This is a genomic window from Frankia alni ACN14a, from assembly GCF_000058485.1.
Taxonomy (GTDB): Bacteria; Actinomycetota; Actinomycetes; order Frankiales; family Frankiaceae; genus Frankia; species Frankia alni.
This window is the reverse complement of record NC_008278.1, coordinates 2138975-2153433: the sequence shown is the minus strand read 5'-3', so window position 1 is coordinate 2153433 and position 14459 is coordinate 2138975. Positions and strand designations below refer to the sequence as shown.

Below are 14459 nucleotides of genomic sequence, written 5' to 3'. Positions count from 1 at the left end.
GCGGTGCAGACAGCGGACCCCGTCGCCCAGGCGACCGCCGCCGAGGTGACGGCCGCCCAGGTGGCCGCCGCCGAGGCTGCCGCCGCCGAGGCCGGCTCGGGTTCACCGTTCGCCCGCCTGGGCGTGATCGGGTGCGGGCTGATGGGCTCCGGGATCGCCGAGGTCGCCGCCCGCGCGGGCCTGGACGTCGCCGTCCGCGAGATCGACGAGCCGGCCCTGAGCGCGGGTCGCAAGCGGCTGACGTCCTCGCTGGACCGCGGGGTCCGCGGCGGCAAGCTGACCGAGGCGGACCGGGACGCGGTGCTCGCGCGGCTGACCTTCACCACCGATCTCGGCGACTTCGCCGACCGCGACGTCGTGATCGAGGCGGTCGCCGAGAACGAGCAGCTCAAGGCGGACATCTTCGGGGCGCTCGACAAGGTTGTGACGCGCCCGGACGCGATCTTCGCCTCCAACACCTCGTCCATCCCGATCATGAAGCTGGGCATGGCGACGTCCAGGCCGGAGCAGGTCGTCGGCATCCACTTCTTCAACCCGGTGCCCGTCCAGAAGCTCGTCGAGATCGTCCCGTCACTGCTGACGGCGCCGGCGACCGAGACCGCCGCCGAGGGCTTCGTCACCGGCCGGCTCGGCAAGGAGGTCATCCGCTCGAAGGACCGGGCCGGCTTCGTGGTGAACTCGCTGCTCGTCCCCTACCTGCTGGCCGCGGTGCGGATGCTGGAGTCCGGCTTCGCCGTCGCGGACGACATCGATCGCGGCATGGTGCTCGGCTGCGCCCACCCGATGGGCCCGCTGCGCCTGTGCGACCTCATCGGCCTCGACACGATCAAGGCGGTGGCCGAGTCGATGTACGAGGAGTTCAAGGAGCCCCTGTACTCCCCGCCCCCGCTGCTCATGCGCATGGTCGACGCCGGACTGCTCGGCAAGAAGACCGGCCGCGGCTTCCACAACTACACGGCCTGACCCCCGCCCTTCGCGGACCCGACGACCAAGGCGGCCCGTTGTGAACCCGAGCTTCGACCTCTACCAGCTCGCCGAGGAGCACACCGCGCTGCGGGAGGCGGTCCGCACCCTCGCCGAGAAGGACATCGCGCCGTTCGCCGCCGAAGTCGACGAGCACGAACGGTTCCCGGACCAGGCACGCGAGGCGCTCGACCGGGCCGGCTTCGCCGCGGTGCACGTCCCGGAGAGCTACGGCGGGCAGGGCGCGGACTCGGTGGCCACCTGCATCGTCATCGAGGAGGTCGCCCGCGTCTGCGCGTCGAGCTCGTTGATCCCCGCGGTGAACAAGCTCGGCAGCATGCCGATCATCCTCGCCGGATCCGAGGAGCTCAAGCGCCTCGTGCTGCCCTCCCTGGCCAGCGGCGAGGCGATGATCTCCTACGCGCTCTCCGAGCGGGAGGCGGGTTCCGACACCGCCTCGATGCGCACCCGTGCCCGCCTCGACGGCGACCACTGGGTCCTCGACGGCACCAAGACCTGGATCACCAACGCCGGCGTGTCGACCTGGTACACCGTGATGGCCGTGACCGACCCGCACGCGACGAAGAAGGCCGACGGCATCTCCGCCTTCGTCGTGCACCGCGACGACCCCGGCTTCGAGGTCGGCTCGAAGGAACGCAAGCTCGGCATCAAGGGCTCCCCCACCCGGGAGATCCACCTCACCGGCTGCACGATCCCCGCCGACCGCATCATCGGCGAGCCGGGCACCGGCCTGCGCACGGCACTCGCCACCCTCGACCACACCCGGCCGACGATCGGCGCGCAGGCCGTGGGCATCGCCCAGGGGGCGCTCGACGCCGCCCTCGCCTACGTCAAGCAGCGCCGCCAGTTCGGCCGGGCGATCGCCGACAACCAGGCCGTCCAGTTCATGCTCGCCGACATGGGCATGAAGATCGAGGCGGCCCGCCACCTCGTCTACGTCTCGGCCGCGCGGGCCGAACGCGGCGAACCGAACCTCGGCTTCGTCTCCGCCGCCGCCAAGTGCTTCGCCTCGGACGTGGCGATGGAGGTCACCACCGACGCGGTGCAGCTGTTCGGCGGGGCAGGCTACACCCGCGACTTCCCGGTCGAGCGGATGATGCGCGACGCCAAGATCACCCAAATCTACGAGGGCACCAACCAGGTCCAACGCGTCGTCATGTCCCGCGCCCTGCTCAAGGGCTAGATCCCTCGGCCCGACCTGGAGCACTGGGCCCCGACCTGGAGCATTCGGCCCGACCTGGGAACCGCTGGTGCGCCGGGGCGCCGGCGCCCCGCGGGCAGGAGCGGGCCGCCCGGCGTCATGGGGACCTTGGGGGGGCGGGCAGCGTCACTGGATGCAGGAGGCCACGGCCGTCGTGGTCGGCACGGCCGTCGGGCTGGCGGTCGCGGTCGTGCCTTCCGGCTCGACGGCGCTGGCGCTCGGAATGGAGCCCGGCGTCGTGATCTGGGGAGTGATGGCGGCGCCCGGCAGGGACGGCCCGGCGACGATCAGGCCGGAGCGCGCGAGGCTGACCCGGCCGGAGGCGCGTGAGGCTCCAGCCGTTGCCGACACCGATGCCGATGCCGACACCGATGCCGACACTGATGCCGATGCCGACGCCGGCCCCTGCGGGGAGGCGGTGGCGGTCGGCGCGGCCACGTCCCGCCCGTCGGCCCGGGCGGTGGCCGAGGCGCTCGGCCCGGGCTGGCGAGTGACGCCGGGCGAGGCGAGGGGGTCGGTGCCCGGTGAGGCGGTGGGATCCGCGGTGGCCGGCGCGCTGTGGCCGTCGCCCATCGTGCGGGCGAAGAAGGCGCGCACGGCGTCGGGATCGTAGAGGAAGTAGAACGCCGGATGGGCGACCTGCCCGGTGACCGGAATCGTCGCGAAGGTCACCGCCCCGCTGTCCATGCCGTGCAGCCGGGTGGCGAGCCGGCGCAGGTCGGCGAGGTCGGTGGCGTCGTCGAGGACGGTGGACCGGGTGACGGCCCCCAGGAACGCGGCGAGTTTGGCGGGGCGCAGCAGCACGTCACCGGAGGACACCTTGCGGAACACCGCGGCCAGGAACGCCTGCTGGCGATGGATGCGCGACAGGTCGCCGTCGATGAATCCGTGCCGCTGGCGGACGAAGGCGAGGGCCTGCGCGCCGACGAGGTGGTTGGCGCCCGGCTGCCCGGCGAAGCCGGAGCTGGGATCGTTGAGGTTGGTCGCGTGAACCAGCCGGCCGTTGTCGAGGATCACCGTCTCGACGTAGGGCGAGGCGGTCAGGCAGACGTCGACGCCGCCGATGGCGGTCGTCATCTGCTGGAACCCGCCGAAGTCGATTTCGGCGTAGTGGTCGATGCGCACGCCGGTGAGCTGCTCCAGCGTGGCGACCAGCAGGGCCGGGCCGCCGCTGTTGAAGGCGCTGTTCACCCGGTCCCGGCGCGCCCGGTGGGTGCCGCCGTCGCCGTCGGTGTAGGCGGGGATCGGCAGGTAGAGGTCACGCGGAATGGAGACGATCTGGGTCGTGCCGTCCGACGACAGGTGCGCGATCATCATCGTGTCCGAGCGGGCCCCGCCGACCTTCGCGGCGTCCGTGCCGGTCCGCACGTCGGAGCCGACGAGCAGCCAGTTCTCCGTCCCCGCCGGCACCGCCGGGGGCCGGGAGACGTCGACGTGCGGCAGGGCGATGCTCGCACGTGCGATCTTGCGGTCGTAGACGGTGAGGACCACCCAGCCCGACACCGTCGCGGCGAGGACGGCGACGCTCAGCACGGCCGCGAGGACGAGCGTGATCCGGGACCCCAGGCCGCGCCGGCGACCGGGACCCCGCGCGGCCGGCTCGGACCCGGATCCGCCGTCCGGGTCCCCCGAACCGTCCACCGGACTGCCGGGCCCGCCGGCGACCGGCCCGCCCGGGACGGCGGACAGTGGCGACGCGACGGCCCGCGTGGACGTGGCCGACGGTCCGCGGTAGATCGGCGCCGTGGCGTCGCCGGTGCCGACCGCCACGCCGGTGGCCGGCGGTCCCGGGTCGGCGGCGGTCCGAGGACCGTCCCCCCCTTCGGGGCCGGGTTCGGCATTGCCGCGACCAGCGGGCGGACTGGACCGACCTTCGGCAGGCGGAACGTCCCGGGAGGCGGAGGTGGGCACCGGTCGCTTCACGTCGGCGCCCCTCCCCCGCGATGATGCCGGCGAATTGACCGGATAGACCTACCACAATAGGCGGTATTTCCCGGCCATCGCTGCCCCGGACGGGGCTATGTGACGACGACCGCCCTTACCAGGACGGATCTGCACCGGCCGCACCATGTCGGCCACGCAGGCGGATCCCCCCGGGGCCGCCGGTGTGGACATCGGCGTTCAACTCCGTCCGCCCCCTCTGCCATCCCCTCCGTGTCCGTTTTGTCCAGCAAGGCGGTGCGACTTTCCTGGGGCGAAAAAGGCGAGCCGGTACGTACGCACTCGTAACGCGCGGCCACGGGTACGGGTCCGGCCAGCGGCTCTGGTACGACAGAAGGGTCAAAACGACGCAGTACAGGGAGGCTTCTTGTCCAGACCCGTCCTCGTCCTCGTCCCGACCGACGGCGGCGTCACGGCACTGTCGGCGGTCCCCGGGATCGAGCCGCTGCGGTACGACCCGGACGCCCCCCTGCCGGCGGCGGCCCGCGAGGCCGAGGTGCTGGTCGTGGCGGGGCTCGCGGTGCAGCGCCAGCTCGACGCGATGCGGGAGCTGCCGAAGCTGCGCCTGGTGCAGACCATCAGCGCCGGCACCGACCAGTGGCACGGCAGGTTGCCGGCGGGGGTGGCTCTGTCGAACGCCCGGGGCGCGCACGGCGGTTCCACCGCCGAATGGGCAGTGGGCGCGCTGCTGGCCCTCTACCGCGAGATTCCGCAGTTCCTCACCGACGCCGCCGCCGGCCGCTGGGAACAGCGTCAGACCGGGACGCTCGCCGGCCGGCGGGTGCTCATCCTCGGCGCGGGCGATCTCGGCACCGCGCTGCGCCGGCGGCTCGAACCGTTCGAGACCGAGGTCAGCATGGTCGCCCGGCGGGCGCGGCCCGGCGTGCACACCCTCGACGAGGTGGCGGACCTGCTGCCCCACCACGATGCCGTGGTGGTGATGCTGCCGCTCACCGACGAGCTGCGCGGTCTGGTCGACGCCGCCTTCCTCGCCCGCATGCCCGACGGCGCGATCCTGGTCAACGCCGCCCGGGGGCCCCATGTCGTGACGTCGGCGCTGCTGGCGGAGCTCGAGTCCGGGCGGCTGCGGGCGGCACTGGACGTCACCGATCCGGAGCCGCTGCCGCCCGGCCATCCGCTGTGGCGGGCCCCGGGCCTGCTGCTCACTCCGCACGTGGGCGGCATGACCACCGGCGTGTCGCAGCGGATCTGGAGCGTGATCGCCCGCCAGCTCGACCAGTACGTCCGCGACGGTCGACCGGAGAACCTCGTCGGCTGAACCCGAGAACCTCGCCGCCAGGCCGGGAGACCTCGCCGGTGGGCCGGGAGAACCCGCCGGTGGGCCGGGAGAACCCGTCGGCCGGCCACCGTGGGCACGGGCCCGGTCAGGCGCGGTCGAGCTCCGCGAGGGTGCGGCGCAGGCCCTCGGCCAGCGGGGTCGGTTCCCAGCCGAGCTCGGTCCGGGCCCGAGTGGCGTCCGGGATGGCGTTCCACCGCAGGTAGTGGAGCTGGCCGCGGGCAAGCGGCGGCGGGCGGCGGGTCAGCCGGGCCACCGCCTCGCCGCCCGCGGCGAGCACCGAGGCCGCCACGGCCGGGATGGTGACGACCGGCGGGCGACCCCGCCCCCCGGCGACGACGACCGCCGCGGTCAGCTCCCGCAGCCCGACATGAGCGTCGGACAGGATGTACCGCGCGCCGGGACGGCCCGCGTGGGCGGCCGCGAGGTGACCGCGGGCCAGTCCCTCGGTGAAGACCAGGCCGAAACCGCCGGGGGGGACGGCGGGCAGCAGTCCGCGCAGCGCCGGGCGGAACATCCGGCTTTCCATCGAGGTCGGCCCGTAGGGCGGGAAGCCGTAGACGGTGGCCGGGTTGACGATGACCACCTGCATGCCACCGGCGGCGGCGAGCACCGCCCGTTCCGCGCGCTGCTTGGATCGCTCGTACGGGGTTCCCTTCGGGGCGGCGGCGAGGGCGGTCTCGTCGAAGCGGCCGCCCGGTGGGGCGTCGAACACGTCGATCGTGCTGGTGTGCACCAGCCGGCGCACGCCGGCCCGCGCGGCCGCCCGCGCGACGTTGTCCGAGCCGGCCACGTTGACCCGGTCGAACTCGGCGGCGTCGGGCAGCCACTGCTCGGGAACGCCCATGGCGTTGAACACGATCTCGGTTCCGGCCACGGCGGCCGGCAGCGTCGCCGGATCGGTGACGTCCCCCACGACGACCTCGACCGGCCGGGGCAGGCCGGGCACCCGGGCCGGGTCGCGGACCAGAACCCGCACCTGGTGGCCGGCCTCGAGCGCGGCCCGCACGACCGCCCCGCCGACCTTGCCGGTCGCGCCGGTGACCAGGACCCTCACCGGCGCGAGCCTACGTCGGGTCAGCTCCCGGGCCGGGCCACGACCCGCTGCCCCGCTGCTCCGCTGCTCCAGCCGCCTCGCTGCTCCAGCCGCCTCGGCCGCTCCGGCCGCCTCGGGAGCCGTCGGCCGGATCCCGCCGGCCCCGGCCGAGCAGCCGGGAACGCCCGGCGGCGCCGCGCCTGGCCTCGACCATCGCGCGCGCCACGTCCCAGCCGGTGCGGTACCAGCCGGAGCGCACCACGGCGTCGTCGTCGATGCCGGGTCGGCCCTGCGCGGTGCGCGGCCGGGGCAGGCCGAGCAGCAGGTCCGCGCCCGCCGGCGGGATGGTCGTGTGGGTGCTGGCGATCGCCGCGTAGTCGCCGAAGAACTTCACTTCGAGTCGTTCTCGGCGGATCTTGCCCGCCCCGTCCGGGACGAGGCGCAGAAAGTACAGCACGCTGGTCCCGCCGGCGGCGGCGCGGTCGTGCGGGTTGTAACCGCCGCCGTCCCAGTGGAACTCCGCACGGGTCCGCAGCACCCAGCGCAACCCCTCGATGATGATCGGGTTCGGCTCGGGCAGGCGCATCGCGAAGTGCCGTTCCAGCTCGAAGGCGCGCTCCTGCTCGACGAGGCCGGGCGGCAGTTCGGGGGTGCGCCGCACCATGAAGATCTCGACCGTGCGGCCGGCGCCGGTGTCGGAGCGCAGCGACGCGTGGGTGAGGCGCACGTCGAGCAGGTCCGGCCGCACGCCGTAGCGTTCGCCCAGCCGGGCCCGCACGATGACGCTCGGGACCAGCGGGCTGGGCTCGAGCCCGAGCGAGGCCAGCGCGGCCAGGGCGGCGTCGAAGTCGTTGACGGCGATCAGCAGCGCCGCGTGGTCGAGCACGCAGTACGTAGCGACGAGCGCGACCAGCTCGGCGGCACCGTCGATCCCGTCGAACAGGCCGGCAAGCAGCCCCTCGGTGTTCAACGACCGCAACGGCGCGCAGACGGCCTCGATGCGGCGGACGTCGACCTCGTCGATGGCCGCGACTGCATCGATGTCCGCGACTGCATCGATGTCCGCGACAGCGTCGACGGCAGTGACAGCGTCGACGGCAGTGACGTCCTTGATCGCCGTGACGGTGCTTCGCCCGGCGACGGCGTCCTCCCGAGGGTCTCGCAGTGGCCCCCGTAGTGGCCCGGTTCCCGTCGGCGTGTCCGTCATTGCGTGCCGCCTCTCGCCACGCGGCGCGGGCCCGATCGGGCGCGCCGGTCCCGGTCCCGGACCGGTCCCGGACCGGGACTCGGCGGGGCGGCCACGGTCCTGGTCCACAGGGCCGGGCCGCCACACCGAGCCGGCTGGCTGGCTAAAGGCATCCGGGGTGGGCGCCGAAACTTTTCCGGGAGCCTAGCGGCCGCGTGTAACGGCTTCGTTGTCAGCCCACTCCCGGAGGCGGGTAGCGGGTAAAATTGCGGATGAGACCCGGGCGGCGTCAAGTCGGTGCGCGGCCGAGGCGGGCGACGCCCGTCGTCCGGTGGTCCCCGGCCCCGGTGGAATGCCGGCGGCGCCTGCCGCGCTTCTTTTCAGGTGACGGAAGCGACCGGTGGTGTAAGGAGGACCTCGATCGTGCTTGATCCGCAGGAGCTTTACAGTCTCACCGAGGACGCGTCCGACGACCCCATCGACGCTCATCGCCCGATCATGCTGGAGGCGCTGACCGGCGTCGTCGACGCCGGTAACGCGGTCAGCCTCGCCGGCGAGCACCTGCTGACCGCGCTCGACCATCGCATCGTCGCGACGTTCGACGTCGATCAGTTGCTGGACTACCGGTCCCGCCGGCCAACCATGATCTTCTCCGAGGACCACTGGGAGAGCTACACGGATCCCGTACTCGCGCTCTACCAGCTTCGCGACGAGTCGGACACGCCGTTCCTCCTGCTCACCGGCCCCGAGCCGGACCTGCAGTGGAAGCGCTTCACGGCCGCCGTTCGCGGGCTGGTGGCCCGGCTCGGCGTCCGCCTCACCGTCGGGCTCAACGCCGTGCCGATGGCGGTTCCGCACACCCGTCCCGCGACGATCACGGCCCACGGGAGCAGCAAGGAGCTGGTCGTCGGCTACGAGCCGTGGCTGCGCCGCCTCCAGGTTCCCGGCAGCGCCGGGCATCTGCTGGAGTACGAGCTGGGCCGCGACGGTCGGGATGCGATGGGCTTCGCCGTCCACGTTCCGCACTACCTGGCCCAGACGACCTACCCTGCGGCCACCGAGGTGCTGTTGACGTCCGTGTCGAAGGCGACCGGCCTCATGCTTCCGCTGGACGGGCTGCGCTCCGCGGCGGTCGCCGTTCAGGACGAGGTCAACAGCCAGATCGCCCAGGGCGGGGAGGCCGCGGCGCTCGTCCACGCGTTGGAGGAGCAGTACGACGCCTACCAGCGGGGGCGGCGCGGCCCCAGCCTGCCCACGATCGACGCCGAGCAGAAGCTGCCGACCGCCGACGAGCTCGGGGAAGCACTCGAGCGTTTCCTCGCCGAGCAGTCCGAGCCGGGCGGTCCGAACCCGCTGTCCTGAATCCGACACCCGGACCCAATCACCGGGAACCGACAACGCGGAACTGGCCACTCGAAACCGATCGGCCCGGTGTCGACCAGCTGTCCGCGCGTCACCCAAGGCGCAGGAACTCTCTCCATCCGTGAGTGCACACGGCCTTGGCCTGCTGTTTCCTGGCGCCGGCCCAGAATGCCGCCACTGGCGATTCGCCACCGGCAGGAGTCGCCCGATCGCCGTTATGTCACAAGCACGGTGTGTGTGGGTCTCCCGCCGCCACGACGGCGGGAGACCCCAACCCGATCCAGGCAGGTTCAGCGACGGCCGGGCACGCGGCCGATGCTGGCGTCCGACAGCGCCCGGACCGACAGTCCGTCGACGAACCGCTCGACGATCGCCCCCACAGGCCAGCGTTCGACCTCCGTGAGCAGGCGCGATGCCTCCGCGTCGGCGTGGCGGGCGTCCCAGCCCTGCGCGTCCAGACTGTTACGCAACGCCTCCAGGTACTCCGTTTCCGTAATTCCAGGAAGGTCTCGGACCATCGCCGTCGTCGTTCCGTAGAAAGAACCCAGGCCGACGAAGACCCGGCCACATTCACACCGACCGTGCGGCCGGTCCAGGTGCATGTCACAGAATGCACGCAGGGTTACGAGCTCACCTTCCACCGCCCAGTGGAAATCGTCGACACGCAGGCCCTGCGCGTACGCGGTGGCCGTGAGAAGTTTCATGACTCCCAAGCTCCTCGTGGTCGCCCGACCGCTTCCGGGTGGGAAGCGGATGCCCTCCGGATCTACGAGAAGACAACCATCCCCCACCGACAAAAGTCTCGGCTTAGCCATGATCGGGGTACTCTCGACGCACGTCCCGGACCGGCCGCGGGGACCGGCCCGAGACGATTCCGGTGGGAAGATCCAGTGGGAGGACGGCAGCCGGTGACTGCGCCTGTCGCCGCCACGGCCGACTCCACCCCGGCCCCCGAAGGTGCCGGATCCGCCGAGGCCGCCGAGCCCCGCAGGCAACGGCTCGCCGCGGGCGCCGCAACCTGGCGGGGTGTGCTGTTCCTGCTGCTGAACCTCCCTTTGGGCATTATCGGCTTCGTCTGCGTGACGACGGCGCTGGCCCTCGGTGCCGGCCTGGTGGTCACGGTGATCGGGATACCCGTGCTCGCGTTCGGCCTGCAGTTGTGCCGCGTGTTGGGCACCATCGAGCGGGTCCGGGCGCGGTGGCTGCTCGGCCTGCGCATCGACGCGCCGTCGCGGCGACCGCGCCGCCGGGCCGGCGGGCTCGGCTCGATGTTCGCCGCGCTGGCCGATCCGGTGTCCTGGCGCACCGCGTTGTATCTGTTCATCCGCCTGCCCTGGAGCATCATCAGCTTTGTGGCGGCGGTGCTGCTGCTCACGGTGGGCTGGGTGGTGCTGCCCTCGGCCACCCGCGGGCTCGTCGCGGTCGATCGAGCGATGATCCGCGGACTGCTCTCCCCGTCGGAGGAGGTGGAGCGGCGCATCCGGGAACTGGAGGCGGACCGGGGCACGCTCGCCGACTCCGCCGCCGCCGACCTGCGGCGGATCGAACGCGACCTGCACGACGGCGCGCAGGCCCGGCTCGTCGCGCTGGCCATGGGCTTGGGGCTGGCGAAGGAGAAGCTCGCCGACGATCCTGACGCCGCCGCCCTCATGGTCGCCGAGGCGCACGGCGAGGCGAAACTCGCCCTGCAGGAACTGCGCGACCTGGCCCGCGGCATCCATCCCGCGATCCTCACCGACCGCGGGCTGCCCGCCGCTCTGGCCTCGCTGGCCGCCCGGTGCACCGTGCCCACCCGGGCCGCCGTCGAGCTGAGCAGCCGGCCGGCCGCCTCCCTGGAGGGCATCGTCTACTTCACCGCATCGGAGCTGCTCACCAACATCAGCAAGCACAGTCGGGCCAGCGCCGCCACGATCGAGCTGCGCCGCCCCGACGGAGCCAGCCTGCTGCTGCGGGTCAGCGACGACGGCGTCGGCGGCGCGGATCCCCGCCGCGGTACGGGTCTGGCCGGTCTGACCGGACGCCTGGACGCCATCGACGGCACCCTGGTCGTCGTCAGCCCGCCCGGCGGCCCGACACTGGTCACCGTCGCGCTGCCCTGGCGGAATGGCACCGACAACCCCGACTCCGGACGCTGATCTTCGGTGCCGCCGGTCGCCGCGGCACCCCTCGGGCGGGACCGTCAGACCGGCCGCGCCACCGGTCCCGGCTCGGCGGGTGCGACACCCGGCGTGCCCGGGTCGGATCCGGCAGCCGTCTCCGCTGCGACCAGTCGGTCCGGTGGCGCCGCGGACCGCGGGCTGCCCGCCGCTCGACCCGGCAACAGCAGGGCCAACGGAACGGCGAGCAGGGAGAGTCCGAGCGTCCACCAGAACGCCACCGCGTAGGCGTGCGCCTGCGTGCCGAGGTCCGCCACGGCGCCGCCCGGGGTCGTCCCACGTAGCTGATGGGCCAGGACCACCGCGAGCACGGCGGTGCCGAGGGAGCCGCCGATCTGCTGGAAGATGCGCACCGCCGAGGTGGCGCGGGGAATGTCGGCGGGGCGTAGTCCGTGGTAGGCCGCCGACATGACGGGAATCGACGCGGCCGCGAGGCCCATTCCCCGCAGAACCAGGGAACCACCGAGAAGGACCTCGCTCGTGTCCACGCCGACCTGGGTGTAGGCCACCGAGCCCAGCAGGCTCAGCCCGAGCCCGATCAGGACGAGCAGCCGCGGGCTGGTCCGATCGACCAGCCGGCCGACCACGATCATCGCGAGCATCATTCCCAGTCCCTGCGGCGCGAGCAGCAGCCCGGCCTCGATGGCGCTGCGCCCCCGCACCTGCTGCTCGTAGAGCGGAAGCAACAACATCGCGCCATACAGCGAGAGCCCGAACAGGAACATCATCCCCGCGGAGCCGCAGAACGACGCGAAGCGGAACAGGCGCAGGTCGATCAACGGGACGATCCTGGTCCGCAGCGCGTGCCAGGCAAACACGGCGATCATCGCGAGACCGACGATCATGGGAACCAGTGCCCTCGGGTCGGCGAAGTCGCCACGCCGACCCGCCTCGGACAGGCCGTAGATCGCCACGGCGAGCCCCGGGGAGAGCAGGGCGAACCCGACCCCGTCGAACGGGTGGCGCTGCGCCACCCGCATCTCGGGCATCAGGCGCCAGGCCAGGGCGATGGCGACGGCACAGACCGGCACGTTGACGAGGAAGATCCAGCGCCAGCCGAGATCATCGATGAGCACACCGCCGACGACGGGGCCGAGCACGGGGGTGAGCAGGGCCGGGACGGCCACCGTCGCCATGAGCCGACCCAGGCGCGCGGGACCGGCAGCCTGGGCGAGGATCGTCTGCATCAGCGGCAGCAGCAGCCCGCCCCCCGCGCCCTGGACGACCCGGAAGGCGATCAGACTGCCCGCGGACCAGGCGATCCCGCAGAGCACGGAGCCCACCAGAAACAGCGTCAGCGACGCCAGCCACATGCGCTTGCCCCCGAAGCGCTCGACCGACCAGCCGGTGAGCGGGATCACCACCGCGAGGGCCAGCAGGTAGCCGGTGCTGACCCACTGGATCGTCGACACGCCGACGTCGAACGACCGCGCGAGCGTGTCGAGCGCGACCGACACGATCGTCGCGTCGAGCTGCACCACGACCGCTCCGACGAGAACGACCAGCGCCAGGCGGACGAGCGCGGGCTCCAACCGGTCGCCACCGCCACCCCCACCGCCGGTGCTCTCCACCGTCGACGCCTTGGCCTGAACAGCCATGGGCCCACACCTCCGAAACGGTTCAGGGGATCTCGTGGCGGCGCCACCAGCGCGGTGGGATGAGCGGCTCTCGCCACCGCACGACCGAACGATACACCGTCTCGGTTCCGCTACGGCGCATCGTTGACCGTACGCCGTAACGTCTGCGTCGGACCACGTAACCTCGAGGTATGGGTGACCACACCCGCGCGGAGAGACTCCCGGCGGTACCGACGGCCTTCGCCCCCCCGGCACCCGCACGCCGCCCGGCCGCACCCGCGGGCCCGACGCCCACGGACCTCACCTCCACGAACCCCACGGACCGCACCCCCACGAACCTGACGCCCGCAGGCCTGACCTCCACAGGCCCGGATCAGGCAGGCCCGGATCAGACAGGCCCGGATCGCGCGAGCCCGACGCTCGCCGAGGTGCCCGGCGCTGCGGACCGCCCGCCGCCGGCGGGGGGGTCGTCCGCCATCGTCTGGGCCCGGACGGCCGAACGCCGCCGGCCGCGGCTGACCCGCGAGGCGATCGTCGACGCGGCCGTCGCGATGGCCGACGCCGAGGGGCTCGAGGCGGTCTCGATCCGCCGGGTCGCCGCGGCGCTCGACGCCCGGCCGATGAGCCTGTACTCCCACTTCGACCGCAAGGACGACCTGCTCGCGCTCATGAACGACCAGGTGGCGGCCGAGGTGATCGTCCCCGAGCCGTTGCCGACGGACTGGCGCGACGCCCTGCGTGCCATCGCCCACCGCACCCGGGACAGCAGCCTGCGCCACCCCTGGGTCCTGCAGACGCTCGCCTGCCATCCTCGCCTCGGCCCGAACGGGCTGCGCCACGCCGAGCAGTCCGCGGCGGCGGTGGCCGCCCTGCCGCTACCGCCCCGTCGGCGGGCCGCGATGCTGCGCGCGGTCGACACGTACACCCTCGGCCATGTCACCGCCGAGCTGCGGGAGCGCCAGGGCTACCTCGGTGGGGCCGACCGGGCGGAGGTGCAGCGCTACCTGACCGGCGTGCTCGACGGCGGCCAGTACCCGCACCTGGCCCAGTTCCACAGCCAGGACCTCGTCCTGGTCGGCGAGAACGCCCGGGACAGCTTCGCGGAGGGCCTGGAGTGGCTGCTGGCCGGGATCGCGGCCGCCATCGGCGCGGCACCATCCTGACCGGGCACGTCCTGACCGGGCACCATCCTGACCGGGCACGTCCTGACCGGGCACCGGCCAGCCCGCCCACCGGCGCCCACGGCGGTCAGACGCTGCCCAGCACCCGGGTGATCCGCACCTCCAGGACGACCCGCAGCGGATTGGCCCGCGGCTCGCGATAACGCTGCGCGTAGCGCCGCTCCGCCTCCGCGACGCTCGCCGGATCGTCGCGCACCACGGCCAGCCCCTCCAGCGTCGACCATCGGCGCCCGTCGATCTGGCAAACCGCGACGGCGGTTCCCGTGGTGGGCCCCCCGGCGATCAGCCGCGCCTTGCGGGACCGGCCGGAGGTGATCACGCGGGCGATCCCGGCCGCCGGGTCGAGGGTCGCGCCGACGGCGACCACGTGCGCGCTGCCGTCGGCGCGCACCGTGGTCAGGCTGCACAGGTGCCGCTCCCGCCAGAAGTCGAGGAACTCCCCGCCACGACCGGTCAGGTCGGGCGGCCGGGCGGACTGGTTCGACATGCCGTCAGCCTGCCATGCGGCGGACGGGGCCGTCCGGCGGCCACCCAGCCG

General features: G+C 73.1%; 12 protein-coding genes. 6 read left to right on the top strand and 6 right to left on the bottom strand.

Annotated elements, in window-relative coordinates:
- Positions 1-60 precede the first annotated feature (60 nt).
- Positions 61-963 (top strand): 3-hydroxybutyryl-CoA dehydrogenase, encoded by a 903-nt coding sequence (locus FRAAL_RS08595; RefSeq protein WP_041940316.1) that lies wholly within the window; start codon positions 61-63, stop codon positions 961-963.
- 40 nt (positions 964-1003) lie between these two features.
- On the top strand, positions 1004-2167 hold the full coding sequence (locus FRAAL_RS08590) for an acyl-CoA dehydrogenase family protein (protein ID WP_011603155.1): 1164 nt from the start codon (positions 1004-1006) through the stop codon (positions 2165-2167).
- A 144-nt stretch (positions 2168-2311) separates the two neighbouring features.
- Here FRAAL_RS08590 and FRAAL_RS08585 read toward each other — a convergent pair whose 3' ends face one another.
- Complete coding sequence (locus FRAAL_RS08585; protein ID WP_011603154.1) at positions 2312-3955, bottom strand: LCP family glycopolymer transferase; 1644 nt, start codon at positions 3953-3955, stop codon at positions 2312-2314.
- 538 nt (positions 3956-4493) lie between these two features.
- Here FRAAL_RS08585 and FRAAL_RS08580 point away from each other — a divergent pair.
- A complete protein-coding gene (locus FRAAL_RS08580) occupies positions 4494-5405 on the top strand; it encodes a 2-hydroxyacid dehydrogenase (RefSeq protein ID WP_011603152.1) in 912 nt (303 codons plus the stop codon).
- Positions 5406-5511: 106 nt separating this feature from the next.
- Here the strand turns inward: FRAAL_RS08580 and FRAAL_RS08575 are convergent, their stop codons facing one another.
- Together FRAAL_RS08575 and FRAAL_RS08570 are read right to left on the bottom strand one after the other, a co-directional pair.
- Complete coding sequence (locus FRAAL_RS08575; protein WP_011603151.1) at positions 5512-6480, bottom strand: SDR family oxidoreductase; 969 nt, start codon at positions 6478-6480, stop codon at positions 5512-5514.
- Positions 6481-6490: 10 nt separating this feature from the next.
- Positions 6491-7666, bottom strand: coding sequence for a hypothetical protein (locus tag FRAAL_RS08570; protein ID WP_011603150.1), 1176 nt, complete (start codon positions 7664-7666; stop codon positions 6491-6493).
- Positions 7667-8068: 402 nt separating this feature from the next.
- On the opposite strand from FRAAL_RS08570, the gene FRAAL_RS08565 reads away from it, so the two are divergent.
- Positions 8069-9007: a PAC2 family protein gene (locus FRAAL_RS08565; RefSeq protein WP_011603149.1), complete on the top strand. Its 939-nt coding sequence runs from the start codon at positions 8069-8071 to the stop codon at positions 9005-9007.
- Positions 9008-9297: 290 nt separating this feature from the next.
- Here the strand turns inward: FRAAL_RS08565 and FRAAL_RS08560 are convergent, their stop codons facing one another.
- Positions 9298-9711, bottom strand: a complete 414-nt coding sequence (locus FRAAL_RS08560) for a DUF7715 family protein (protein WP_041939031.1) — start codon at positions 9709-9711, stop codon at positions 9298-9300.
- Between the two features lie 204 nt (positions 9712-9915).
- Here FRAAL_RS08560 and FRAAL_RS08555 point away from each other — a divergent pair, with 204 nt between their 5' ends.
- Positions 9916-11142 (top strand): sensor histidine kinase, encoded by a 1227-nt coding sequence (locus tag FRAAL_RS08555; RefSeq protein WP_041939030.1) that lies wholly within the window; start codon positions 9916-9918, stop codon positions 11140-11142.
- Between the two features lie 44 nt (positions 11143-11186).
- Here FRAAL_RS08555 and FRAAL_RS08550 read toward each other — a convergent pair whose 3' ends face one another.
- Positions 11187-12761: a DHA2 family efflux MFS transporter permease subunit gene (locus tag FRAAL_RS08550; RefSeq protein WP_041939029.1), complete on the bottom strand. Its 1575-nt coding sequence runs from the start codon at positions 12759-12761 to the stop codon at positions 11187-11189.
- 407 nt (positions 12762-13168) lie between these two features.
- Between FRAAL_RS08550 and FRAAL_RS08545 the strand changes: the two genes are divergently transcribed.
- The gene (locus tag FRAAL_RS08545; protein ID WP_011603145.1) at positions 13169-13903 is read left to right on the top strand and encodes a TetR/AcrR family transcriptional regulator; all 735 of its coding nucleotides are present in this window, start codon (positions 13169-13171) and stop codon (positions 13901-13903) included.
- A gap of 85 nt (positions 13904-13988) precedes the next feature.
- Here FRAAL_RS08545 and FRAAL_RS08540 read toward each other — a convergent pair whose 3' ends face one another.
- Complete coding sequence (locus FRAAL_RS08540) at positions 13989-14408, bottom strand: pyridoxamine 5'-phosphate oxidase family protein (protein ID WP_011603144.1); 420 nt, start codon at positions 14406-14408, stop codon at positions 13989-13991.
- Positions 14409-14459 lie beyond the last annotated feature (51 nt).